Annotated in this window: 23 protein-coding genes; 11 read left to right on the top strand and 12 right to left on the bottom strand. The window is 70.3% G+C overall.

Annotated elements, in window-relative coordinates:
* Positions 1-7: 7 nt before the first annotated feature.
* Positions 8-2434 carry an ABC transporter substrate-binding protein gene (locus tag RIC31_RS15205; RefSeq protein ID WP_350109227.1) on the bottom strand — a complete coding sequence of 809 codons (2427 nt, stop codon included), beginning with the start codon at positions 2432-2434 and terminating at the stop codon, positions 8-10.
* Between the two features lie 375 nt (positions 2435-2809).
* Here RIC31_RS15205 and RIC31_RS15200 point away from each other — a divergent pair, with 375 nt between their 5' ends.
* Complete coding sequence (locus RIC31_RS15200) at positions 2810-3388, top strand: peroxidase-related enzyme (RefSeq protein ID WP_350109224.1); 579 nt, start codon at positions 2810-2812, stop codon at positions 3386-3388.
* Positions 3389-3410: 22 nt separating this feature from the next.
* Here RIC31_RS15200 and RIC31_RS15195 read toward each other — a convergent pair whose 3' ends face one another.
* The 5 genes from RIC31_RS15195 to RIC31_RS15175 form a co-directional block, all read right to left on the bottom strand.
* Complete coding sequence (locus RIC31_RS15195; RefSeq protein ID WP_350109221.1) at positions 3411-3896, bottom strand: MaoC family dehydratase; 486 nt, start codon at positions 3894-3896, stop codon at positions 3411-3413.
* Complete coding sequence (locus tag RIC31_RS15190) at positions 3893-4657, bottom strand: aspartate/glutamate racemase family protein (RefSeq protein WP_350109218.1); 765 nt, start codon at positions 4655-4657, stop codon at positions 3893-3895. The genes RIC31_RS15195 and RIC31_RS15190 overlap by 4 nt, the downstream gene beginning before the upstream one ends.
* A gap of 10 nt (positions 4658-4667) precedes the next feature.
* Positions 4668-5441: an aspartate/glutamate racemase family protein gene (locus RIC31_RS15185; protein WP_350109215.1), complete on the bottom strand. Its 774-nt coding sequence runs from the start codon at positions 5439-5441 to the stop codon at positions 4668-4670.
* 62 nt (positions 5442-5503) lie between these two features.
* Positions 5504-6130, bottom strand: coding sequence for a pseudaminic acid biosynthesis-associated methylase (locus RIC31_RS15180; RefSeq protein WP_350109212.1), 627 nt, complete (start codon positions 6128-6130; stop codon positions 5504-5506).
* The gene (locus RIC31_RS15175; RefSeq protein ID WP_350109209.1) at positions 6123-6890 is read right to left on the bottom strand and encodes a cytidylyltransferase domain-containing protein; all 768 of its coding nucleotides are present in this window, start codon (positions 6888-6890) and stop codon (positions 6123-6125) included. The genes RIC31_RS15180 and RIC31_RS15175 overlap by 8 nt, the downstream gene beginning before the upstream one ends.
* 74 nt (positions 6891-6964) lie before the next feature.
* Between RIC31_RS15175 and RIC31_RS15170 the strand changes: the two genes are divergently transcribed.
* The 3 genes from RIC31_RS15170 (at position 6965) to RIC31_RS15160 (ending at position 10426) form a co-directional block, all read left to right on the top strand.
* Entirely contained in the window at positions 6965-7429 is a 465-nt protein-coding gene (locus tag RIC31_RS15170; RefSeq protein WP_350109206.1) for a GNAT family N-acetyltransferase, read from the top strand.
* A 98-nt stretch (positions 7430-7527) separates the two neighbouring features.
* The gene (gene pseI, locus RIC31_RS15165; RefSeq protein WP_350109203.1) at positions 7528-8601 is read left to right on the top strand and encodes a pseudaminic acid synthase; all 1074 of its coding nucleotides are present in this window, start codon (positions 7528-7530) and stop codon (positions 8599-8601) included.
* Between the two features lie 4 nt (positions 8602-8605).
* Positions 8606-10426 (top strand): tetratricopeptide repeat protein, encoded by a 1821-nt coding sequence (locus tag RIC31_RS15160; RefSeq protein ID WP_350109200.1) that lies wholly within the window; start codon positions 8606-8608, stop codon positions 10424-10426.
* Here RIC31_RS15160 and RIC31_RS15155 read toward each other — a convergent pair.
* Positions 10405-11286, bottom strand: a complete 882-nt coding sequence (locus RIC31_RS15155) for a DMT family transporter (protein ID WP_350109197.1) — start codon at positions 11284-11286, stop codon at positions 10405-10407. The two genes, RIC31_RS15160 and RIC31_RS15155, sit on opposite strands and share 22 nt — an antisense overlap.
* Before the next feature lie 302 nt (positions 11287-11588).
* On the opposite strand from RIC31_RS15155, the gene RIC31_RS15150 reads away from it, so the two are divergent.
* The 3 genes from RIC31_RS15150 to RIC31_RS15140 all read left to right on the top strand — a co-directional run bounded on the left by RIC31_RS15150 (position 11589) and on the right by RIC31_RS15140 (position 14292).
* The gene (locus RIC31_RS15150) at positions 11589-12029 is read left to right on the top strand and encodes a MarR family winged helix-turn-helix transcriptional regulator (RefSeq protein ID WP_350109194.1); all 441 of its coding nucleotides are present in this window, start codon (positions 11589-11591) and stop codon (positions 12027-12029) included.
* 52 nt (positions 12030-12081) lie between these two features.
* Positions 12082-13254: a 4-hydroxybenzoate 3-monooxygenase gene (gene pobA, locus RIC31_RS15145; protein ID WP_350109191.1), complete on the top strand. Its 1173-nt coding sequence runs from the start codon at positions 12082-12084 to the stop codon at positions 13252-13254.
* A gap of 201 nt (positions 13255-13455) precedes the next feature.
* Positions 13456-14292, top strand: a complete 837-nt coding sequence (locus tag RIC31_RS15140) for an alpha/beta fold hydrolase (protein ID WP_350109188.1) — start codon at positions 13456-13458, stop codon at positions 14290-14292.
* Positions 14293-14307: 15 nt separating this feature from the next.
* On the opposite strand, the gene RIC31_RS15135 is transcribed toward RIC31_RS15140, so the two are convergent.
* Genes RIC31_RS15135 through RIC31_RS15115 form a run of 5 tightly spaced genes read right to left on the bottom strand, consistent with a single transcriptional unit; the run spans position 14308 to position 18760 of the window.
* Positions 14308-15321 (bottom strand): alpha/beta fold hydrolase, encoded by a 1014-nt coding sequence (locus RIC31_RS15135; protein ID WP_350109185.1) that lies wholly within the window; start codon positions 15319-15321, stop codon positions 14308-14310.
* 57 nt (positions 15322-15378) lie between these two features.
* A complete protein-coding gene (locus RIC31_RS15130) occupies positions 15379-16545 on the bottom strand; it encodes an NAD(P)/FAD-dependent oxidoreductase (RefSeq protein ID WP_350109182.1) in 1167 nt (388 codons plus the stop codon).
* A gap of 12 nt (positions 16546-16557) precedes the next feature.
* Entirely contained in the window at positions 16558-17388 is an 831-nt protein-coding gene (locus tag RIC31_RS15125) for a GNAT family N-acetyltransferase (RefSeq protein ID WP_350109179.1), read from the bottom strand.
* Positions 17385-18086: a GntR family transcriptional regulator gene (locus tag RIC31_RS15120; protein WP_350109176.1), complete on the bottom strand. Its 702-nt coding sequence runs from the start codon at positions 18084-18086 to the stop codon at positions 17385-17387. The genes RIC31_RS15125 and RIC31_RS15120 overlap by 4 nt, the downstream gene beginning before the upstream one ends.
* 5 nt (positions 18087-18091) lie before the next feature.
* Entirely contained in the window at positions 18092-18760 is a 669-nt protein-coding gene (locus RIC31_RS15115) for a haloacid dehalogenase type II (RefSeq protein WP_350109173.1), read from the bottom strand.
* A gap of 166 nt (positions 18761-18926) precedes the next feature.
* On the opposite strand from RIC31_RS15115, the gene RIC31_RS15110 reads away from it, so the two are divergent.
* The 4 genes from RIC31_RS15110 to RIC31_RS15095 all read left to right on the top strand — a co-directional run.
* On the top strand, positions 18927-19595 hold the full coding sequence (locus tag RIC31_RS15110) for a DUF2848 domain-containing protein (protein WP_350109170.1): 669 nt from the start codon (positions 18927-18929) through the stop codon (positions 19593-19595).
* Positions 19595-20950: an amidase gene (locus tag RIC31_RS15105; protein ID WP_350109167.1), complete on the top strand. Its 1356-nt coding sequence runs from the start codon at positions 19595-19597 to the stop codon at positions 20948-20950. The genes RIC31_RS15110 and RIC31_RS15105 overlap by 1 nt, the downstream gene beginning before the upstream one ends.
* A gap of 136 nt (positions 20951-21086) precedes the next feature.
* The gene (locus RIC31_RS15100; RefSeq protein WP_350109164.1) at positions 21087-21254 is read left to right on the top strand and encodes a YdcH family protein; all 168 of its coding nucleotides are present in this window, start codon (positions 21087-21089) and stop codon (positions 21252-21254) included.
* A 209-nt stretch (positions 21255-21463) separates the two neighbouring features.
* Positions 21464-22258 (top strand): transposase (locus tag RIC31_RS15095; RefSeq protein WP_350109161.1); only part of this gene is annotated, 795 nt, incomplete at its 3' end.

Genomic DNA, 22258 nt, shown 5'->3' with positions numbered 1-22258 from the left:
CGTTCCGTCAGGCCTTCACGGTGCGTTCCGGCGGGAACACCAGCGCGACCGTGGTGCCGACGCCGACGGTGCTGTCGATCTGGATCCGGCCGGACAGCAGCTTCATGAACCGGTGGCAGAGATAGAGACCCAGGCCGGTTCCCTGGGCCCGGCGAACGTCGTTCCTGTCGGCCTGTTCGAACGGCCGCAGGGCCCTTTTCAGTTCCGACGTGGACATGCCGTCGCCGTTGTCCTCGACCTCGACGACGAGCGCGCCGCGGTCGTCGAGCCGGACGCGAACCTCGACCCGTCCCCCGTCCTTCGAGAACTTGACCGCGTTCGAAATGATGTTGTTGAGGATCTGGTTCAGGACCCGCCGATCGCCGCGCAACTGCGGAAGCCCTTCCGGCGTCCGGCTCTCGACGACGATGCGTGACCGGTAGCCGAGGACGGCGCACTGGGAGATGGCGGCCGAGACCAGGGCGTGCAGATCGAGATCCTCTTCGCTCAGCTCGTATTTTCCGGCTTCGACCTTGGACAGGTCGAGGATGTCGTTGATCAGGCTGACCAGCAACGTGCCGCTGTAGTGGATGTCGTGCGCGTATTCGACGTAGCGCGGGTGCCCCAGGGGGCCGAAGACCTGGCCGCGCATCATGTCGGTGAAGCCGATCACCGCGTTGAGCGGGGTACGCAGGTCGTGGCTCATCAACGCCAGGAACTCGGATTTCGCCCGGTTGGCCCGGTCGGCCTGGATCTTGGTCACGAACAGCCACAGGAACAGGAGCGTCGACCCGACGCCGGCCAAGGCGAAGTGCGGCCAGTATTCCGAGATGTTCGGGCCGCTCTGATATTCCACGTTGACCCAGTGGTCGATGATCTGGGCTTTCTCCGCCGGCGTGATCAGGGAAATCGCCTTGTTCGCGATCGAGACCAGTTCCGGATAATCCTTTCGGACCATCACGCGAAGGTCGTAGATCAGGCCGGTGTCGCCGGAGATCTTCAGGTTGGTGTAGCCGAAGGTGTTGATCGAGTACGCCACCACCGGCATGACGTCGACGAAGGCATAGGCGTCTCCCTTCGAGACCGCCTGCAGCCCGCTCACCACGTCGTCCACGGGCAGGTAGCGGATATTCGGGTAGGCCTCGGCCATCATCTTGTGAGCCGTGAAGTTGCGGCCCACCGCCACCGTCCTGCCGTCCAGCGCGGCGGGACTGGAGATGAAGTTCTCGTTCTTGGACGTGGCGAACACCAGCGGGAACGAGGCGTAGGGATTGGAGAACAGCGCGAACTCCTCGCGCTCCCTGGTGAGACCCGCGCTGTAGATCACGTCCTGCGCGCGGTTCCGGAGTTGCTGGACTTCCTCGACGAAGCTGTCGAACGGCGTCAGTGTCTGCCTGAGACCGGCGGTGTCGACAATCTTCTGCCAGAACTCCTGGCCGATGCCGGTGGCCGCGCCGCTATCGGAGTCGACGAAGGAGAACGGAGCCCAGTTGGTCGTTGTCGCGACCTTCACCTCGATGGCCTCGATGAACCGGCGCTCGGCGTCGGTGAAGGTCGGCCGCCGTCGGGCCCAGCTCCGTGCGCCCTCCCAGACGAAGTCCTCGAGACGCAGGGACGGGAGTCCGAGCCCCATGAGCCGATAGGCGTCGGCGATCTTCTCCAGCTTCAGCAGGTTGAACTCGCCGATCCGCTTCTCGGCGCCGATGGCGAGCGGCTGCAGCGCCTTCGCCTCGAACTGAAGGCTCTCGTAGGATTTCCGCTGCGTGTTGTAGTCGCGCATGATGACGCCGATGGTCTCGTCGATATGCGCGAAAGCGTACTCCCAGCCCTTCAGGGTGGCGTCGACGAGGGCCCGGGTCCGCTCGGGATGTTTCTGGACCTCGTCCCGGCTGGTGAACAGGATGTCGCCGTAGAACGAGAAGCCGGCCTCCTGCGGGTCGAATAACCGGTAGCCGACCCCCCGTTCCTGCATGTGGAAGGGCTCGTTGCTGAGATAGGCGGTCATGGCGTCGGTGCGCCCGGCGATCAGGTCGCCGATGTCGAAGCTGTGCTCCTGGCGGATGATGTCGTTCTTGCCCAGCCCGTGCGCGAACAGCAGCGCCATGATCGACGCGGAGTTCAGCGCATCCCCGCCGATCATGACCTTTCTGCCGCGAAGATCCTGCGGCTGCCGCAGGCCGGGCTCGTCCCTGGTCATCAGGACAAGGGGCGAGTCCTGCAGCAGGGCGGCGAGGGCGACGACCGGGCGGCCGTTGAAGTAGTCGTAGAGCACCGACGAGTAGCCGACCCCGTACTCGGCCCGGCCGGACGTCACCGTGCCGACCACATCCGTGTCTCCCGGCCGGAACGGCAGGAGATCCACGTCCAGCCCGGCCGCCTGGTAGAAACCCTTCTGCTTCGCCATGTAGAAGCCGGCGAATTCGAACTGGTGCAGCCAGTGGAGCTGAACGGTCACCCGCTCCGTTGGTGCGGGTTCGGCGGGGGCGGGCTCGGCGGGGGCGGGTTCGGCGCGCGGCGCACTCAAACCGAGGAGAAGTACAGCGAGGCAGGAGAGCAACGCCAGGGCCGGACGGCCGTAACGCCTCACCGGAACCCCACCGCCTTCCGCGGTCGCGCTGGGCTGGACAGGAGGGCCATGGACAAGCACTCGGCTCCGGCAGTCTGAGTCCGTGGCCGGTTCCGGCCGAGGACCTCACGGACCACATTTATGTCGATTGCCTCATTAACAACTCGTAAAGGAGCATCCCGGTCGAGCTCGACGGCTGCGGACCAACGGCATCCGAGTGCGGCTTCCCGGGTGTCCTGCACAAACCGCCATGGAGACACGCATATGACGACGACCGAGCCTAGGATCGGCCGCTTCCCCGTACCGGCGCTCGGCGATATGCCGGCGGACATCCGCGAGCGGATTCTCGCGGTCCAGGAGAAGGCCGGCTTCATCCCGAACGTCTTCCTGGTCATGGCCCACCGGCCCGAGGAGTTCCGGGCGTTCTTCGCCTATCATGACGCGCTGATGGACCGGCCCGGCAACCTGACGAAGGCCGAACGCGAGATGATCGTGGTCGCGACCTCCAACCTGAACCAGTGCCAGTACTGCGTGATCGCGCACGGGGCGATCCTGCGGGTCCGGGCGAAGAACCCGCTGATCGCCGACCAGGTCGCGGTGAACTACCGCAAGGCGGACATCACCGGGCGGCAGAAGGCGATGCTCGACTACGCGGTGAAGGTCTCGCAGGCCGCGCACACCGTCGGCGACGACGACCTGGCAACCCTGGCCGCCCATGGTTTCAGCGAGGAGGACGCCTGGGACATCGCCGCCATCGCGGCATTCTTCGCCCTGTCGAACCGGCTGGCGAACGTCACCGACATGCGACCGAACGCCGAGTTCTACGCGCTCGGCCGGGGCTGAGCCGGAGCGCGGCCGGCCGCGGTCAGGGCCGCTTCCTCACCAGGTACCGGTGCTCGCCGGTCATGACCAGTTCGCGGCGCTGGTTGTGGATGGTCGCGGACATCGCGATGACCCCGGTGGTTCGCTGCGGGGTCAGCGCGGCGATCTCCAGCGCCGGGTACAGGGTGTCGCCGGCCACCACCGGGCCCAGGAACTTCGACGACTGCTCCAGGAAGGCGACCAGCGAGTCCGAGGTCTCGTGCGGGAACCGGCCGGCGCCGGCGGCGGCGAAGCAGGCGACCTGCAGGCCGTGCGCCAGCAGCCCCGGCAGGCCGCGGGCCCGGCAGTACTCGACGTCGTAGTGGATCGGGTGGTTGTCGCCCGACACCGTTCGGAACGCCGCGAAGTCGGCGTCGGTGACGGTGCGGCTGGGCAGCAGGTAGCGTTCGCCGACCGCGAAGTCCTCGAACCAGCGCTGGGGCGCGGCCAGGTGGGTCTTGGGATCGAAATCCTTGTCGACCGTGGTCATGTGCCGGCCCCGGAGGCGGCCGCGACGATGTCGTGGACCAACTCGTCCCTGCGGACCAGCGGCGCGGCATAGGCCTTGCGGCTGTGGCTGAGGCCGGCCGCCAGGAAGGTCTCGGCCAGCTTGTAGCTGAGCGGCCCGGGGTTCACCAGCGGCACCGGTAGGCGCTCGGCCAGGTACTCGGCGGCCTGGTGCATGGTGGTGGAGCCGAGGCAGATCACGTCGGCGCCGTCCTCCTCGACGCAGCGCATCGCGACCTCCAGCATGATCGGGAAGGTCCGGTCCTCCTTGCCCTCGGTCAGGTTCACGAAATCCGGCTCGACGTCGAACGACCGCACCGACGCGCATTGCCGGTCGAAGCCGTAGTCGCGGATCACCTTGCGGTAGCGCGGCAGCGCCGGCTTCCACTGCGCCAGCACCGAGAATCGCGCGCCCAGGGTCAGGGCGTACAGCATCGACGCCTTGCCGGGGCCGATCACCGGGATCGACAGCACCGAGCGCAGGGCCGCCATGCCGCTGTCGCTCATGGTGTCGATGACGACCGCGTCGAAGCCCTCCTGCTCGGCGGTCAGCCCGGCCTCGTAGACCCCGAGGTCCATCAGCAGCCAGTCGTGCGGGCTCATGAACGACACCGAGCTGAACCTGACCGGCCGGTACACCAGCTCGGTGCCGGGGTCGAGGGCGACATGGCCGCTCTGGGCGGCGCGCCGGGCGACGCCGGCTTCGTCCAGCGGGAACGGGTTGATCACCAGGATCCTGGGCATGGGGCGTGTCCTATCGCGCCTGAGACTTAACGGATCGGGCCGCCGCGCCCATCGCGGCGATCGGGCCGGGGCGCGGGGTCAGCGGGGTCGGATAGGTGGTCTTGGAATGGCTCAGCCGCAGGCGGATGGCGGCGTCGGCGAGCCGGTAGCTGAGCGGCCCGGGGTTGATCACCGGCACCGGCAGGCGCTCGGCCATGTAGGCGTGCGCCTCGTGCATGGTGGTGGACCCCAGGACGATGACGTCGGCCCGGTCCTCATCGACGCATCGCAGCGCCACCTCGACCAGCACCGGGAACACCTCGTCCTCGCGGCCGCCCAGCAGTTCCTGGTTGTTCGGCTGCAGGTCGGCCGAGCGGATCGACGCGCATTTGTGCTCGAGCCCGAGCTCGGCCAGGGTCTTGGTGTAGAGCGGCCGCCAGCGGTCCCACATACAGACCACCGAGAACTTCTCGCCGAGCATCAGGGCGGCCAGCATGGCGTGCCGGCCCGGGCCGATCACCGGGATGTCGAGCATCGAGCGCAGCGCGTTCATGCCGGAATCGCTGACCGTGTCGATGCACACCGCGTCGTAGCCGTCGGCCTGGGCCGCGGCCCCGGCCTCCAGGATCCCGATGTCGGCGAGCAGGGCGTCCTGCGCGCTGACGTAGTTGGCGGGCGCGATGGCGACCGGCTTGAAGTCGAAGGCGATGTCGGGGCCGAGCCGGACCGACTTCATCTGCGCCCGGCGCTTGTCGAGGTTGTCCGCGTCCATCGGGAACGGGACGATGACCAGTACCTTCGGCATGGGGTGAGTCCTCTTCGGGTGTGCCGGGGGAGTATGCACCGCCCGCTGCCCGGCATATGCGGCTAACGCGTCTTCTCCATCAGGAACCAGGTCAGGTCGTCGGCCGGGAAGTTCGGGTCGCGGTGATACTGGAAGCCATAGTCGACCAGCCGCAGGTCCGGGAAGCGGTCGAGCATCTCGCCGGCGAAGTCGCGCTTGAACAGCCGCTCGGCATGACCGCGGTACGGGATCGCGACCGGGGCGGGGTTGTAGTACTCGGCCAGCAGGACCAGCCGGCCGGAAGCGGCGTAAAGGTTGTCGTAGACCGCCGGCAGGGCGTCCGGGTTGATGTGGATGAGCACGCCCGAGCAGAACGCCAGGTCATAGGTCCGCGTTACGTGGCGCTCCAGGATCGAGCCGTGGTGGACCGTCAGGCCGTCGATCCGGCGAAGCGATTCCACGGCCTTGGCGTTGATCTCGATCGCCGCCAGCTCGATCGCCGGCAGCAGGCGGCGCAGCGATACCAGGTTGAGCCCGACATTCGGGCCGAACTCCACCGCCGAGGCCACCCGCCCGGCCCGGCGCAGCACGTTCGAGAACATGTGGGTCCGACCGGCGGCCAGGGCCTCGCCGCGGTTGCGGTCGACATAATCGTCGCCGAACGCGCCGCTCCAGAACGCTTCCTGCTCGGTCTTCCATGCCTCAGCCATCGGCCACCCCGCTGCCCTGCTGCTCGTAGCGCCGCTGCTTCTGGGCGACGCCGGCGTTGAGACTACGCCACTCGGGATGCGCTTCCAGCAGCGCGATCACATCGCGCCAGCCGAAGGCCGGGTTGGCCGGCAGCAACGCTTCCAGGATCGTCCGGATCAGCGTGTAGTCGGACGCTTCGTCGAGGGTCCAGCGATAGCCGGACAGGTCGGACGGCGCCGGATAGCCGGCGGTGCGGAACCGCTGCGGCTGGCGGTACAGGAACGGCATCACGTGCTCGCGGTCGTAGGGATCGTCGGCCTCGGCCGCGGCGACGCGCAAGGCGGCCATCGACGCCACCTCGACGTCCAGCCCGACCGGCCAGGTCCGCGGGAAGCTGTTGGAGGCGTAGTCGACCGGCGGAGTTGCGGACCGGAACACCCCGACCACCGCGTCGATCAGCGCCGGGTCGGTCAGCGGGCAGTCGCCGGTCAGGCGGACCGCGACCTCGGCGCCGACATGGCCGGCCGCCCTCACGAAGCGGTCCAGCACGTCGTGCTCGGATCCGCGGAACACGGCGACGCCCTCGCGCTGCGCCAGGGCGGCGACCGGATCGTCCTCGGCATTGACGGTGGTGGCGATGCAGATCGCGTCGACCGTGCCGGCGCGCCGCACCCGGTCGATCTGGTGTGCCAGCATCTCGCGGCCGGCGGCGCGCAGCAGCACCTTGCCCGGCAGGCGGGTCGAGGTCATGCGGGCCTGGACGACGGCGGCGACGGTCACGCGGCTTCCCCTTTTTGGTGGGCCGACCCTACCACGCCGTCGCGGGACCCGCCGCAAGGCGCTAGACTCCGGTCATGACAGAGGGCATCACGCTGACGCTTCGCCTCGCAGAGGCCTGTGACGCCGACGATCTGCTGGCGTGGCGCAACGACCCGGTGACCCGGACCAATTCGCGGAACACAGCCGAGATCTCCCGCGAGTCGCATGATGCCTGGCTGCTCCGGGCGCTGGCCGACGCGAATCGGCGGATCTGGATCGCCGAGCGTGGTGTCGAGAGGCTCGGGACGGTCTCGGCCGTGCGGAATGCCGGCGGGCCGGTCGAGCTGTCGATCACCGTCGCCCCGGCGATGCGCGGCCGAGGGGTCGGGGCGGTCATGCTGCACGCGGCGCTGGCGGAGACGGCCCGCATCTGGCCGGGCGACGCGATCACGGCCATGATCCGCCCTTCGAACGGGCCGAGCCTGCGGCTGTTCGAACGCTGCGGCTTCGTCGCGACCGACCGCAAGGACGACCTGCTGATCTACCGCTGGCGCAACTGACGCCGGGCAGCCGGCTCGGTCGTGTCGCTTCAACTGCTGCCGGTTGGGCGGTATCGTCCCCGGCAGGGTCGCACCGGGATCCCGACGGAGGATGACACGTGGCAGCCGAGTTCAGCATCGCCGGGCGCCGCATCGGGCCGGACCAGCCTCCCTATATCGTGGCCGAGATGTCCGGCAACCATAACGGCGACATCGAGCGGGCGTTCCGCATCCTGGAGGCCGCCAAGGCGGCCGGGGCCGATGCTGTGAAGCTGCAGACCTATCGCGCCGACACCATCACCCTGGACTGCGACCGGCCGGAGTTCCTGGTGCATGGCGGCCTGTGGGACGGCCGCCGGCTGTACGAGCTTTACGACGAGGCGCACACCCCGTGGGACTGGCACGGTCCGATCTTCGCGCGGGCGCACGAGCTCGGGATCACGGTGTTCTCGGCGCCGTTCGACCCGACCGCCGTCGAGCTTCTCGAGTCGCTCGACGCGCCGGCCTACAAGATCGCCTCGCCCGAAATCGTCGACCTGCCGCTGATCCGCCGGGTGGCGCGCACCGGCAAGCCCATGATCATCTCGACCGGCATGGCCACCCTCGAGGAGACCGAGGAGGCGGTGGCCGCCGCCCGGGGCGCCGGCGCGACCGCGATCTGCGTCCTGCACTGCGTCAGCGCCTATCCGACCCCGCCGGAGGAGGCCAATCTCGCGACCATCCGCGACCTGGAACGCCGGTTGGGCACGGTGGTCGGGCTGTCCGACCACACCATGGACACCGCCATCGCCACCCAGGCGGTGGCGATGGGGGCGAGCCTGATCGAGAAGCACGTCACCCTGGCGCGCGCCGACGGCGGGGTCGACAGCGCGTTCTCGCTGGAGCCCGAGGAACTGGCCCGGCTGGTCCGTGACGCCCGGGTCGCCCATGCCGCCGTCGGGACACCGGCCTACGGCCCGACCGAGTCCGAGAAGAAGACCCTGAAGTTCCGGCGCTCGCTCTACGTGGTCGCCGACGTCCGGGCCGGCGAGCCGCTGACCGAGGCGTCGGTCCGGTCGATCCGGCCGGCCCTCGGAATGGCGCCGAAGTGGCTCGACGCGGTGCTGGGCCGGCGGGCGGCCCGCGACCTGACCCGCGGCGAGCCGCTTGCCGCCGACATGGTGGAGGGCGGGGTGCCGGGCCTGGATGGCTAGCGGCATGCAGCCGGCAGCGCCGTCGATCACCCGGGGGCTGGACCTGCACCGGGTCGGCCGGCTGCGCGAGGCGGCCGCGATCTACGGGCAATTGCTGAAGCGCGACCCGAAGCACGCCGACGCCCTGCACCTGCTGGGGCTGGTGCTGCACCAGCTCGGCAACCACCAGGGCGCGGAGCCGCTGATCCGCGCGGCGATCGCCCAGCGCCAGAACGTACCGGAGTATCGCAACAACCTCGGCATGGTCCTGCGGGCGCTCGGCCAGGCCCCGAAGGCGGTCGAGTTCTTCCGTCAGGCGGTCAGGATCAACCCGCTCTATGCCGACGCCCTGGCGAATCTCGGCGCCTCGCTGCCCTGGCTTTCCGGGAGCGAGGAGGCGCGGCGAAGCCTGCGCCGGGCGCTGGTGCTGGAGCCGGCGCATGACGAGGCCTGGGGCGGTCTCGGTGCCCTGGAGCGGGTCAACGTCGACCTGGATCGCGCCCTGCAGTCGCATCGCCGGGCCCTGGCGGTGCGCCCGATGCTGGCGGTGCGGCGGACCAATCTCGGGTCGGTGCTCGTCGAAGCCGAGCGCTACGAGGAAGCCGAGCATCACCTTCGGCGCGCGGTGCTGCTGGACCCTGGCCTCGCGGAGCCCTGGAATGATCTGGGCTATCGATACCTGGTGCGGCTGCAGGTCGAGCTGTCGGACCGCTGCTTCCGGCATGCGGTCGAGATCCGGCCGGGATTCGGCAGCGCCTGGGCCGGCCGGGCCGAGACCGCGTTCGCGAGCGGCGATCCCGGTACCGCGACGCAATACTCGAAGCGGGCGGTCGAGACGGATCCGGGGAATCCCCAGCTGCGGTTCCGCTGCGGCATCCATCTGCTGGCCGCCGGCGACCTCGCCCGGGGCTGGGCCGACTACGATGCGCTGTGGCAGAAGTCCAGCGCCGTGAGGCGCGTGGACGCGGCACCACGCTGGTCCGGTGACGACCTGGCCGGACGGACCCTGCTGATCACCGCCGACCAGGGCATCGGCGACGAACTGCTGTTCGCGAGCTGCGTGGCGGACGTCGTGAAGGCGGCGGGCAGGGTCGTGCTGGAGTGCGACCAGCGGCTGGTGACCCTGTTCCGCCGCTCGTTCCCGGACGTGTTCGTCCATCCCTACGACCGCCGCGGGACGCACAGCCGTCCGGTACAGCACTACGGCTGGATTCCGCCCGAGCTGAAGCCCGACGTCATGATCGAGGCCGGCGCCCTGATGCGCTGGTTCCGCCCGTCGGTCGCGGCGCTCGACGCCGCCGCCGGACCCTGGCTGACGCCGGATCCCGACCGGGTGGCGGCGATGCGCCGCGAGCTCGACCGGCTCGGCCCCGGGCTGAAGGTCGGGCTGTCATGGCGCAGCCGGCGCCTGACCGAGATGCGCAACGTGCACTATCCTGGGCTGCCGGCCCTCGATCCGGTGCTGCGGGTGCCGGGCGCCCGCTTCGTGTGCCTGCAATACGGCACCGGCTGGCAGGACGAGCTGCAGCGCATCGACCGCCCGGTGGCGGTGATTCCGGGCCTCGACACCACCGCCGACATCGAGGGGGTGATGGCACTGGTCTCGCAGCTCGACGTGGTGATCTGCCCGTCCAGCACGCTGGGCTGGATCGCCGCCGCGGTCGGGGTGCCGAACTGGCTGCTCTACAACACGCCGGTGTTCCTGGAGTTCGGGACCGATCGCTACCCGGGCTTCCCGACCGTCCGGCCGTATCGCAAGGCCCAGGTCGAGCCGTGGGAGCCGCTGGTGACGCGGGTCGCCGACGACCTCGCGGCCTGGGCGGCTCAGGTCCCCGACGACGGCTGATCGCGGGTGACCGTCACCTTGCGGTGGGTTTCGCGGTAGGTGATGTACAGGCCGCTGACCACGATCACCCCGGCGCCGACGAAGGTCCACAGGTCCGGGAAGGTGCCGAACACCAGGAAGCTCAGGACCGTGGCCATGATCAGCTGGCCGTAGGCGAACGGCGACAGCAGCGACGCCTCGCCGAGCTGGAAGGCCCGGATGATGAAGTAGTGGCCGATGCCGCCGATCAGGCCGAGCAGGCAGAACAGCCCGACGTCGACGGCATTGTCCGGCGTCACCCAGTCGAACGGCACCACCAGCGACGACAGTACGGCCCCGACCACCGCGATGTAGGTGATCGAGGTCTCCGGCGTGTCGGCGGTCGAGGTCTTGCGGGTGACGATCTGGTACATCGCGTAGGTCAGGGCGGTGACCAGCACCAGCAGCATCGCCCAGTGGGTCTCGGCGCCGCCGGGCCGGATGATGATCATGGCACCGACGAAGCCGACGCCGACCGCCGCCCAGCGCCGCGGGCCGACCTTCTCGCCGAGCATCGGCGCCGCCAGGGCCGTGACGATCAGCGGCCCGGTGAAGTTGATCGCGCTGGCGGTCGGCACGTCGATCCAGCGCAGCGCCGTGAAGAAGCAGACCGTCGACACGAACATCAGCAGCGAGCGGACGATGTGCACGCCCGGCCGGCTGGCGCGCAGCAGGCCGAGCCCGCGCCGCGGCATGAACATTGCCATCATGAACACCAGGTGCCCGGTGTAGCGGGCCCATAGCACCATGGTGGTCGGGTAGTCGGTGGACAGGTACTTGGCCGCCACGTTCATGAACGGCAGCAGCGTGATCGAAACCCCCATGAACAGGAAGGCGATCAACGTGTCTCGGTTTCCGGGACTGGCCGGTGCGGGGGAGGACGCGGTGCCGGATGGCATGCCGGCACCGTAGGGTGCGGTGCAACACGTGGCAAGCGCGGCGAGGGGGTGGCTTCCTGTTGTTCGGTTGACATCGCAACTGTCTGCCGGATAGTTTCAGTTGATATCGCAACTCGCTAGCCATGGATGGCGGGCCGATGGTTCAGCACGAGGCGAGACACGGAAGGGCCGCCGCCGGGCCGGCCTGTCCGGACGGTCGGTTGTCGGCGCCTACGACGGAACGGAACGGGCGGCCGGTCATCGACGTGACCGCCTATGTCCCGTACTTCCTGGCGTCGGTGACCAACGCGCTCTCGCGCGGCGCCTCCCAGATCTACCTCGAGCGCTTCGGGATCGGCATCGTCGAGTGGCGGGCGATCGCCACGCTCGCCAGCGAGCCGCGCATCCCGGCATCCCGGATCTGCGAGCTGGTAGCCCTCGACAAGGGAGCGACCAGCCGGGCCCTGGCGCGCCTGCACGACCTTGGCTGCCTGGCATTCGAGGCGCCGGAGCAGGATCCGCGCCGCAAGGTCTGGTGGCTGAACGACGAAGGCTACCGCCTGCACGACCGGGTGCTGGCGGTTGCGCTTGAGCGCGAGCGACGGCTGATCGAGGGGGTCGACCCGGAGGACCTGGAGGCATTCCTGCGGGTCATGCGGATCATGCGTCGGAACGTCGACACGATCGCCGGCGGCCGCGGCGGCTGAACGCGTCCGGCGCCGGGTGTTCCGGGCCGGGCAGCATCGGGAGCGAGGGGACATGAGAACCAAGGTCGCAATCATCGGCGCCGGGCCGTCGGGCCTGCTGCTGAGCCAGATCCTGCACCGTGCCGGCATCGACACCGTGGTGCTGGAGCGGCGCACTCGGGAGTACGTGCTGAGCCGGATCCGCGCCGGCGTTCTGGAGCAGGGCCTGGCCGACATGCTGCGGGCCGCCGGGGTCGGCGAGCGCATGGACGCCGAAGGGCAGGTCCACGAGGGCGTCAACCTCGCCTTCGACGGCCGCCTCGAGCGGCTCGACCTGGCCGGCCTGACCGGCGGCAAGACGGTGATGGTCTACGGCCAGACCGAGGTGACCCACGACCTGTACGAGGCCCGCGACGCCATGGGCGGGGTGGTGATCCACGAGGCCGAGGACGTCACCCCGCACGACCTGGAGACCGATCGGCCCTTCCTCACCTGGCACAGGGGCGGCGAGGCCTTCCGCGTCGACTGCGACTTCGTCGCCGCCTGCGACGGTTTCCACGGGGTCGGCCGGCAGTCGATCCCGAAGGACCGGATCGTCGAGCACGAGAAGGTCTACCCGTTCGGCTGGCTGGGCGTGTTGTCGCGCACGAAGCCGGTCGATCACGAGCTGATCTACGCCAACCACGAACGCGGCTTCGCGCTCTGCTCGCTGCGCTCCGACGTCCTCAGCCGCTACTACGTGCAGGTGCCGCTGGCGACCGAAGTGGAGGAGTGGAGCGACGACCGGTTCTGGGAGGAGCTGGGGCGACGCCTGCCGCCGGAAGTGGCGGCGCGGCTGGAGACCGGACCGTCGGTCGAGAAGTCGATCGCGCCGCTGCGCAGCTTCGTCGCCGAGCCGTTGAGCCACGGCCGGCTGTTCCTGGCCGGCGATGCCGGGCACATCGTGCCGCCGACCGGCGCCAAGGGTCTGAACCTGGCGGCCTCGGACGTGCACTATCTCAGCCGGGCGCTGATCGCCCACTATCACGACGGCGACGAGAACGGGCTGCGCGCCTATTCCGAGAGGGCGCTCAGACGAATCTGGAAGGCCGAGCGGTTCTCCTGGTGGATGACCACCCTGCTGCACAGCTTCCCGGCGGACGGCTCGTTCGGCCACCGCATCCAGCACGCCGAACTCGACTACCTGTTCGGCTCGACCGCGGCGATGACCGCGATGGCCGAGAACTACGTCGGCCTGCCGTACTGACTCTCGCGGCCGGTCGCCGACCGGGGCTCGCGCCGGGCCCGTCTCAAGATATGATTGCGGTCGACGCCGGGCCTTCCGACCTTGCCGCTCGCCCGCCGGGCCCGGCTCGGCGAACGGCTCGATCTGCGGCCGGTCCGGTGTCCGGCAGTGCATGCGGACTGCGCCTTCTCCCGCCACGCGATCGACCACGGAGCACCGACCATGAGCACGGTCATCACCAAGGACGGCGTCGAGATCTTCTACAAGGACTGGGGGCCGAAGGATGCCCGGCCGCTGGTGTTCCACCACGGCTGGCCGCTCAGCGGCGACGACTGGGACGCCCAGCTGGTGTTCTTCACCGGCAAGGGCTACCGCGTGATCGCCCATGACCGGCGTGGCCACGGCCGCTCGACCCAGGTCGGAGACGGCCACGACATGGACCATTACGCCGCCGACGTGACCGCCGTGGTCGAGCGCCTCGACCTGCGCAACGCCGTCCACATCGGCCATTCCACCGGCGGCGGCGAGGCCCTGCACTACGTGGTGCGGCACGGCCAGCAGGCCGGGCGGGTCGCCAAGCTGGTGCTGATCGGGGCGGTGCCGCCGATCATGCTGAAGACCGCCGCCAACCCCGGCGGCCTGCCGATCGAGGTGTTCGACGGGTTCCGGTCGGCACTCGCCGCCAACCGCGCGCAGTTCTACCTCGACGTCGCGGCCGGCCCGTTCTACGGCTTCAACCGGCCGGGCGCCGAGGTCTCGCAGGGTGTCGTCCAGAACTGGTGGCGGCAGGGCATGATGGGCGGGGCGAAGGCCCACTACGACGGCATCGCGGCGTTCTCGGAGACCGACTTCACCGACGACCTGAAGGCGGTCGCGGTCCCGACCCTGGTGATGCACGGCGACGACGACCAGGTGGTGCCGATCGCCGATTCCGCCCTGCTGTCGGCCAAGCTGGTGAAGAACGCCACGCTGAAGGTCTACGAAGGCTACTCGCACGGCATGTGCACGGTGAACGCCGACGTCATCAATGCCGATCTGCTGGCCTTCATCGAAGCATGAAGACCGGAGCCGGCGCTACAGTGCGGCGAGGAACCGCCGCAGCGCCGGCTCCCATTTCGCGGCGTCGCTGCCGGACGCCAGGTGGCCGTGCTCGCTGTCGATCTCGACGTAGGTCGCGTCGACCCCGGCGGCCGTCAGCGCCGCCATCACCTCGGGCGCCAGCGACGGCGGGAACAGCTTGTCGGTGCGCGACAGCACGTACAGCACCCTGGCCCGGATCTTCGCCAGGTCGGGCCGCACGTCGTAGGAATTCATCGCCCGGCCCAGCACCAGCAACGAGTGGCCGTCGGCCGCCGCCGCCCAGTCCCGGGCCATCCGGGCGATCTCGGCGTCGCGCGCCGGCTTGTCGGGCAGGCGGGCCTGCAGCGCCTCGTCCAGGCCGTAGCGCCTGAGCGTGTCCTCGCGCAGTGCGGTCATGGTGCCGAGGATGCCGCCTGCCTCGTAGTAGTGGCCGTCGTTCCAGTTCGGGTCGCGGGCCAGGAACGCCTCGGTCGCGTCGATGTCGATGGCGCGGCTGTTCGGCGCCGTCACCGCCGGCACCAGGCCCTTCATGAAGTCCGGGTACTCCACCCCCCAGGTGAAGGCCTGGAAGCCGCCGTAGGACGGCCCGATCACCGCGACCAGTCCCTCGACCCCCAGCGCGTCCAGCAGCCGGCGCTGGGCGGCGACGATGTCGGGCAGGGTGATCGCCGGGAAATCCGGGCCGTAGGCGCGCCCGCCGTCCGGGTTCGGGCTGCGCGGCGCGGTCGAGCCGAAGGGGGCGCCCAGCATGGTCGAGCTGACGACGAAATACCGGTCGGTGTCGATCGCCTTGCCCGGCCCCACCAGGTCGGCCCAGCTGCCCTCCGACGCCGACGCCGCCGCCCCGCCCAGAATGTACTCGTGCGAGGAGGTGTAGCCGTGGGTCATCAGCACGGCGTTGCGGCCATCGGGCGCCAGGGTGCCGAGGGATACGTAGGCGAGCCGGGCGTCACGCAGCGTGCCGCCCAGGCGGAGCGGCAGGTCGCCGATGCTCTGGAACTGTGTCATGGGCGGTAGTGGGGCAGACGCGGGAGCGCCGGGCAAGGGGCAAGCCGTTGCCTGCCTTCAACCCCGCGGCACTCTGAGCCGCTCCTTCTCCACCGGATGGTCCCAGTCCAACCCGGCCATCATCCGGGCCGCCAGCCAGCCCCAATCGTCGGACGATTTCGCCCCCTTGCCGTTGCCGCCGACCGCGACGGCGATGCGGTCGTCGAGGACGTGGTCGATATAGGGCAGGCCGGTGGCGGTCCAGGCCACCGCGCAGGTGTCGGTGTGCCAGGCCCGGCAGCGCGCCAGCGGCGGCAGCAGGTCGGTCAGGAAGGCCTGGAAGTCGCGGCGGTTGGCCTCGGAGCCCGGGCCCTTGAACCAGGCCGTCAGGTCCTCCAGCGACCGCAGATTGGCGTCGCCGGTCGTGCCGATGCCGATCTTCAGGTAGCTGTTGCCGTCGGGATAGCGGATCGGCGGCAGGATGTAGGCGCCGGTCTCGGCATGACCCATGGTCGGCATGCCGCGGAAGTCGGCGGCCATGTCGTCGTCGATGCGGGCCAGCACCACGGTGCGGCCGAACACCCGCAGCTTCAGGTCGACCGGTACCAGCCGGCAGGCGTCGGTGAAGGCGCCGGCCGCCACCAGTACCCGCTCGGCCCGCAGCGTCTGCCCGCCGGCGGTCTCGACCTCGACGCCGCCCGGCACCGCCCGCACCGCGGTGGCGTGGTCGGCGACGATCTCGGTCCCCTGCAGCCGGGCGACCGCGGTCTGGGCCCGCACCATGGCGCGCGGGCTGAGATGGCCGGCGTTGTGGCCCTCGTGCAGGCCGTCGGCGTCGTCCGGCACGTTCACGAACGGGAATCGGGTGCGGATGCCGGCGGCGTCGAGCCGGGTGATGTCGGCGCCGAGTTCGCGGCCGGCCGCCTCGGAGCGGGCGATATAGTCGGCGCCGGGCCCGCCGATCCCGAGATAGCCGGACTCGGTGAAGAAGGCGATGCCGCTGCGCGCCTGCAGGTCGGCGTAGCGGTCGATCGAGCGCCTGGCGGTGATCGCCCAGGCCATGTCGGGGTCGACCACCCGGGTCATCCGGCCCTCGTCGTAGTGGCTGGCGAACACGCCGGTATGGGTGGCGCGCTCCACCGGCTCGTCCGGGCCGAGCAGGGCGATCCCGTCGGACAGTTCCGACAGGTGCCGGGCGGCGGCGCTGCCGATCAGCCCGCGACCGATCACGATGCTGCGGTACATGGCGTTCCTCTCCTATCCCAGCGCATGGCTGGCGAGCGCGAAGATCCGATGCGGCCCGGCCGGAGCCGGGACCGCGCCGAGGGTCATGACCGGCGAGGCGCTGTCGAAGGCCAAGCCGGCGGTGGAGACATGGGCGGCGAATCTTGGCGCATCGGTCGGCAGGTCGACCCGCAGGAAGCCGGGCCGGGCCAGCGCGTCGAACAGGGCGATGGCGTCGGCCTCGTCGCGCGCCACCACCGGGCCGATGACGGTGCCGCGCCCGAACGGCCGTTCGACCGCATAGCCCGCGATTTCGTTGCCATCGACCAGCACCGCGGTGCGGCCGGGGGTCATCAGCTCGTCGAGCACCGGGCGGCGCCCGGTCCCGAAGGCGGCGGCGTCGATCCGGTCGAGCGCCGGCAGGTCGGCCGGCACGGCGATGCGGACCCGCGGGTCGCGCCGCGTGCTTCCCCGATACTCGCCCTGATGCTGGGCGATCTCGCTGCCGGTGGCGACGAAGCCGAGGCGGTCGTACAGCGGCCGGCCGGCCCGGGTGGCCAGCAGCGTGACCGGGCGCGGCGCGGCGTCGGCCAGCAGCGCCTCGACCAGCCTGCGGCCGAGGCCGCGTCCCTGGGCGCCGGGCGAGACGATGATCAGGCCGAGCCGGGCCAGGGCGTCGCCGAAGCCCCACCAGAGGCCGACGCCCAGCGTGTCGTCGCCGTCGCACACCAGCCGGCCGTGGCCGAGCCGGATCAGCGCGTCGATGTCGACCGGCCGATGCGGCCAGCGCACCTCGGCGACCAGGGCGGCGACGGCGTCGAGATCGGCCGGCCCGACGGCCGGGAAGGTGGTGGCGTCGGTCATCTGGTCTGTTCGGAAGAGCCGTGGCCACTTTGGGCGGCCGCGCGGACCTTGCGCAGGTAGCGGGCCGGATCGGCGAGGTGTTTCTGCAGTTCCGCGACCGCGGCCTCGACCGGGGCTTCGGCGATCAGGCCGGCCAGCCGGTGGTGCTCGACCGCGAGATGCGCGCTGCTGCGGTAGCCGCCCATCAGCCGGTGCAGGCAGAGCCGGGTCTCGGCCTGGACGGTGGTGTAGGTACGCGACAGCCGCTCGCTGCCGGCGGCGTCGACCAGGCTGCGGTGGAACGCGAAGTCGAGCTCGCCGCCGGCCGCCCAGTCTCCGGCCTTCATCGCCCGGTCCATGCGGTCGGCGATCCCGGCCAGTGTGTCGGCCACCGCGCGACGCCGGTCCCCGGCGGCCACCCGGCGCAGCGCCGCGACCTCCAGGGTGGTGCGCACGAAGAACACGTCCAGCAGGTCGGCCTCGGTCAGGTCCGGTACGAACATGCCGCGGTGCGGCTCGCTGCGAAGCAGGCCCTCCTGCACCAGTCGCTGCATGGCCTCGCGCAGCGGTCCGCGGCTGACGCCGAAGCCGACGGCCAGCTCGACCTCGTGCAGCTGCGCGCCGGGCGGGTAGGCGCCGGACAGGATGTCGTCGCGGATCCGTTCGGCGATCTGCACCGACAGGGTGGCGCGCGCCAGCGGGCGCCGGGCGAGGGCCATGGCGGTCACAGCCCCAGCAGGCCGGGCAGCCCGCCCAGGTCCGCGATCTCCTGGTAGCCGTAGGCCAGGTTGCCGGGGCCGTGGCCGCGTTCCACGAACACCCGCCGGCCGATCCGCAGGTCGCTGGCCGACATCAGGTCGTAGCGCAGGCTCGACGAGACATGCATGAAGTGCTCCGGGCCGCAGCCCAGGGTGTCGAACATGTACTCGAAGGCCTGCAGCCGCGGCTTGTAGGCCTGCGCCTGCTCGGCGGTCAGCACCGCATGGAACGGCGCGCCCAGCTTGGCGACGTTGGACTGGATCTGCGCGTCGGCAGCGTTCGACAGGATCACCAGCGGCAGCTTCTCCGCCACCTTGGCCAGGGCCGCAGGCACGTCGGCATGCGGACCCCAGCCCGGGACCGCGTCGACGATGGCCTGCGCGTCGGCCGGCCGGAACGTGACGGCCCAGCGATTGCACACCCGCTCGAGCGCACGGTGCAGCACTTCGGCATAGGGCTTCCAGGCGCCCAGCACCTCGTCGAAGCGGTAGGCGGTGAAGTCCTCCAGGAACGCCGGCATCCGGTCGGTCGGAACCCGGTCGGCGAGCCGCCCGCGGGTCAGGTCGCCGACCTGGAAGTTCGTCAGCGTTCCGTAGCAATCGAAGGACACGTAGCGGATCGACGAAGACGGCATGGATTCCTCGCATTGGACTGAACAAGGCGGGACCATGCCGTCGGTTTGTTGGATTGTCAACAATCGAACAACATCACGGTCGACACTTCGTTCTGCCGGGCTTCCTTGCAGCCGGCGGCGAGGCTATCGTCCGGCGATTCCGGGTCGGGTTCCGGGGAGGAGCGAGATGAGCGGACGGGTTCTGAGCTTTACGACGCCGGCGGGAGCGGTCTCGGTGCGGGTCCGGGACTGCGTGGTGGCCGGCTGGACCGGGCGCGACAAGGCGGCGCTGGACCACCACATCGAGGAACTGGCGGCGATCGGCGTGCCGGGGCCGAGCAAGGTGCCGCTCTACTACCGCGTCGCCGCCGCCCAGGTGGTGCAGAGCGACACGGTCCAGGTGCTGGGTCGCGACAGCTCGGGCGAGGTCGAGCCGGTGCTGATCGCGACCGACGACGGGCTGCTGCTGACCGTCGGTTCCGACCACACCGACCGCAAGGTCGAGAGCTACTCGATCGCGGTCTCCAAGCAGATGTGCCCGAAGGTGCTGGCGACCGCCGCCTGGCCGGTCGAGCCGGGCCCCTGGATGGACCGCCTGACCCTGGAGAGCCGCGCCACCATCGGCGGCCGGGAGGTCGTCTACCAGACCGGCACCTTCGCGATGATCCGGCCGCTGCTCGAGCTGGTGGAGGGCTATGGCGGCCTGAAGCCGGGCACCGTGATGCTGTGCGGCACGGTGCCGGTCTCCGGCGGCATCCGCCACGCCGACCGGTTCGCCATGCGGCTGTCCGACCCCGAGAGCGGGGCCGCGGTCGAGCATGCCTATTCCATCGAAACCCTGCCGGAAGTGAGCTGATGAGCTTCGCGCCCCTGACCCCGATCGCCGCCCTGCTGACCGACCTGGAGGTCGGGCGGACCAGTGCTTCCGCCATGCTGGAGACCGCGCTGGAGCGCGCCGCCGACAGCGCCGGGGAGGGTGCCCGGGTGTTCGTGCGGATGATGCCCGACACCGCGCGGGCCGAGGCCGAGGCGAGCGACAGGCTGCGCCGGGCGGGGGTGCCGGCGCGGCCGCTGGAAGGCCTGCCGATCTCGGTGAAGGACCTGTTCGACCTGCGCGGCCAGGTCACCATGGCCGGCTCCAAGGTGCTGGCCGACCAGCCGCCGGCCGAGGCCGACGCCCCGGTGGTGGCGCGGCTGCGGGCCGCCGGCGCGGTGCTGGTCGGGCGCACAAACATGACCGAGTTCGCCTATTCCGGGGTCGGCCTGAACCCGCATTACGGCACGCCGGCCAATCCCTGGGACCGCGACACACGGCGGATCCCCGGCGGCTCGTCGGCCGGGGCGGCGGTCAGCGTGACCGACGGCATGGCCACCGTCGGCATCGGCTCCGACACCGGCGGCTCGGTGCGCATCCCGAGCGGGCTGTGCGGCCTCGCCGGCTTCAAGCCGACCCAGCGCCGGGTGCCGACGGCCGGCGCCTGCGCGCTGTCGACCTCGCTCGACTCGATCGGCCCGCTGGCGCCGACCGTCGCCTGCGCCGCCCGGGTGCACCAGGTGATGGCCGGCGAGCCGGTCCGGCCGATCGCCCGCCGCCCGGTCGCCGGCCTGCGCTTCGCGGTGCCGCAGAGCGTGGTACTGGAGGACCTGGACGGCGCCACCGCGCACGGCTTCGAGGCGGCGCTGTCGAAGCTGTCGGCGGCCGGCGCGGTGGTCACCGAGATCCCGTTCCGCGAACTGCTGCAGATCGGCGAGGCCAACGCCAAGGGCGGGCTGGTGGCGCCGGAGTGCTACGAGGCGCATGCCCGCCATGTGCTGCGCGCGCCCGACCTGTTCGACCCCCGGGTGCTGGTGCGGATCCTCCGGGCCACCGAGCAGAGTGCCGTCGACTACATCACCCTGCTGCGGCGGCGGGCCGAGATCCAGGCCGCCTGCAACGCCGTGACGGCGCCGTTCGACGCGATCCTGATGCCGACCACCGCGCGGGTCGCCGCCCCGATCGCCGAGTTGGAGGCCAGCGACGAGGTCTACGCCAAGGTCAACAACCTGATGCTGCGCAACTGCTCGGTCGGCAACTTCCTGGACCGCTGCTCGGCCAGCGTGCCGGTCCACGAATCGGGTTCGGCGCCGGTCGGGCTGATGCTGGTCGGCGAGACCATGGCGGACGACCGGCTGCTGTCGGTCGCCGCCGCCGTGGAGGCGCTGTTCCGCTGATCGGTGGCCGCCCGGGGCGCGACGTTTCGCGGGCCGGACAAAGAACTTGCACCCTCCGCTTTACGCCCTCACGTGCAGAGGCGTAGCCTGTTGAGTCCGGGCCGATCCCGTCCGGAACCGAGGAAAGGAGGTGCGTATGACCACCATCGATCGGATCGATACGCTTCTGTCCCGTCATGCGTCTCTTGAGACGAAGCTCGAGGAGGAAGAACGGCGCCCCCACCCCGACGATGCGGTTATCCACGACCTTAAGCGCAAGAAGCTCGCCATCAAGGACGAGATAGCGCGCCTGGAGAAGGTCTAGCCACACCCCAAGCGGACAGTATCGCCGGCCCCGGGCGGACGGGACCGGCACCCGAAGCCCGCCTTTCGGCTCGGAAGGCGGGCTTTGCTATGTGCCGCTGGAAGCGTTCCCCGGCGGAAGCGTTCCCCGATATTTCGGTGGATATTTCGGTGACAGTGCACTTGATTGACGCCGGCTGATCCGGCTGCCAGGGTTCGCCGATGGCTCGGATGGCACGTACGGTTATCCCCGGTATCCCGCACCACGTCACCCAGCGCGGCAACGGCCGGGCGCAGACCTTCTTCGACGATGGCGACTACCGCTTCTACCTGGACCGGCTGGCGGCCGAATGCCGCACCGCCGGGGTCGGGGTGTGGGCCTGGGTGCTGATGCCGAACCATGTGCACCTGATCCTTACGCCGACCGACGGGGACGGCCTCCGGCGCGCGCTCTCCCGCGTGCACCGCGCTCATGCCGGGCGGATTCATGCGCGGCTCGGGCGCAGCGGGCATTTCTGGCAGGGCCGCTTCGGTTGCGTGGCGATGGACGAATCGCACCTGATGGCCGCGCTTCGCTATGCCGCCCGCAACCCGGTGCGGGCCGGTCTCGTCGCGCGACCGGAGGACTGGCGCTGGTCGAGTGTCCACGCCCAGCTCGGCCATCCGGTCGGCCGCGGCGCCGCCGGGGACGGGTTGACCGACACGGCGCCGGTGCGCGAGCGCTATCCCGACTTCGCGGGGCTGCTGGCGGCGGATGACGATCCCGAGGCGATGCAGGCGCTGCGTCGGGCCGAGAGCGTCGGCCGGCCGATCGGCGACGACGAGTTCCTCGGGCGCCTGGAGTCGCTGACCGGGCGCCGCCTCAAGCGACAGAAGCCGGGGCCGGGCGGTGTCAATTTTGAAGTGCAACGTTCTGTGGCGTGGTCTGATCATCGGCGACTAGTTTTGGAAGACCTCGTTTGGGGTGAGGAAGTCGAGGATTTTCCGGGGTCTGTCGTTGAGGCGCTCGGCAATGTCATTGAGGTG

The sequence above is a fragment of the Thalassobaculum sp. genome (genome assembly GCF_040219615.1).
In the GTDB taxonomy this organism is placed as follows: Bacteria; Pseudomonadota; Alphaproteobacteria; order Thalassobaculales; family Thalassobaculaceae; genus Thalassobaculum_A.
Note: the sequence above shows the minus strand (reverse complement) of the source record. Positions and strands in the feature narration are given on the sequence as shown.

Excerpts from the sequence above, each read along its gene's own strand:
- RIC31_RS15195 (WP_350109221.1), bottom strand. The coding sequence starts at position 3,896 with ATGACCACGGTCGACAAGGATTTCGATCCCAAGACCCACCTGGCCGCG.
- RIC31_RS15135 (WP_350109185.1), bottom strand. The coding sequence starts at position 15,321 with ATGACACAGTTCCAGAGCATCGGCGACCTGCCGCTCCGCCTGGGCGGC.
- RIC31_RS15180 (WP_350109212.1), bottom strand. The coding sequence starts at position 6,130 with ATGGCTGAGGCATGGAAGACCGAGCAGGAAGCGTTCTGGAGCGGCGCG.
- RIC31_RS15160 (WP_350109200.1), top strand. The coding sequence starts at position 8,606 with ATGCAGCCGGCAGCGCCGTCGATCACCCGGGGGCTGGACCTGCACCGG.
- RIC31_RS15110 (WP_350109170.1), top strand. The coding sequence starts at position 18,927 with ATGAGCGGACGGGTTCTGAGCTTTACGACGCCGGCGGGAGCGGTCTCG.
- RIC31_RS15190 (WP_350109218.1), bottom strand. The coding sequence starts at position 4,657 with ATGCCCAGGATCCTGGTGATCAACCCGTTCCCGCTGGACGAAGCCGGC.
- RIC31_RS15115 (WP_350109173.1), bottom strand. The coding sequence starts at position 18,760 with ATGCCGTCTTCGTCGATCCGCTACGTGTCCTTCGATTGCTACGGAACG.
- RIC31_RS15125 (WP_350109179.1), bottom strand. The coding sequence starts at position 17,388 with ATGACCGACGCCACCACCTTCCCGGCCGTCGGGCCGGCCGATCTCGAC.
- RIC31_RS15200 (WP_350109224.1), top strand. The coding sequence starts at position 2,810 with ATGACGACGACCGAGCCTAGGATCGGCCGCTTCCCCGTACCGGCGCTC.
- pobA (WP_350109191.1), top strand. The coding sequence starts at position 12,082 with ATGAGAACCAAGGTCGCAATCATCGGCGCCGGGCCGTCGGGCCTGCTG.
- RIC31_RS15105 (WP_350109167.1), top strand. The coding sequence starts at position 19,595 with ATGAGCTTCGCGCCCCTGACCCCGATCGCCGCCCTGCTGACCGACCTG.
- RIC31_RS15130 (WP_350109182.1), bottom strand. The coding sequence starts at position 16,545 with ATGTACCGCAGCATCGTGATCGGTCGCGGGCTGATCGGCAGCGCCGCC.
- RIC31_RS15170 (WP_350109206.1), top strand. The coding sequence starts at position 6,965 with ATGACAGAGGGCATCACGCTGACGCTTCGCCTCGCAGAGGCCTGTGAC.
- RIC31_RS15185 (WP_350109215.1), bottom strand. The coding sequence starts at position 5,441 with ATGCCGAAGGTACTGGTCATCGTCCCGTTCCCGATGGACGCGGACAAC.
- RIC31_RS15100 (WP_350109164.1), top strand. The coding sequence starts at position 21,087 with ATGACCACCATCGATCGGATCGATACGCTTCTGTCCCGTCATGCGTCT.
- RIC31_RS15120 (WP_350109176.1), bottom strand. The coding sequence starts at position 18,086 with ATGGCCCTCGCCCGGCGCCCGCTGGCGCGCGCCACCCTGTCGGTGCAG.
- RIC31_RS15140 (WP_350109188.1), top strand. The coding sequence starts at position 13,456 with ATGAGCACGGTCATCACCAAGGACGGCGTCGAGATCTTCTACAAGGAC.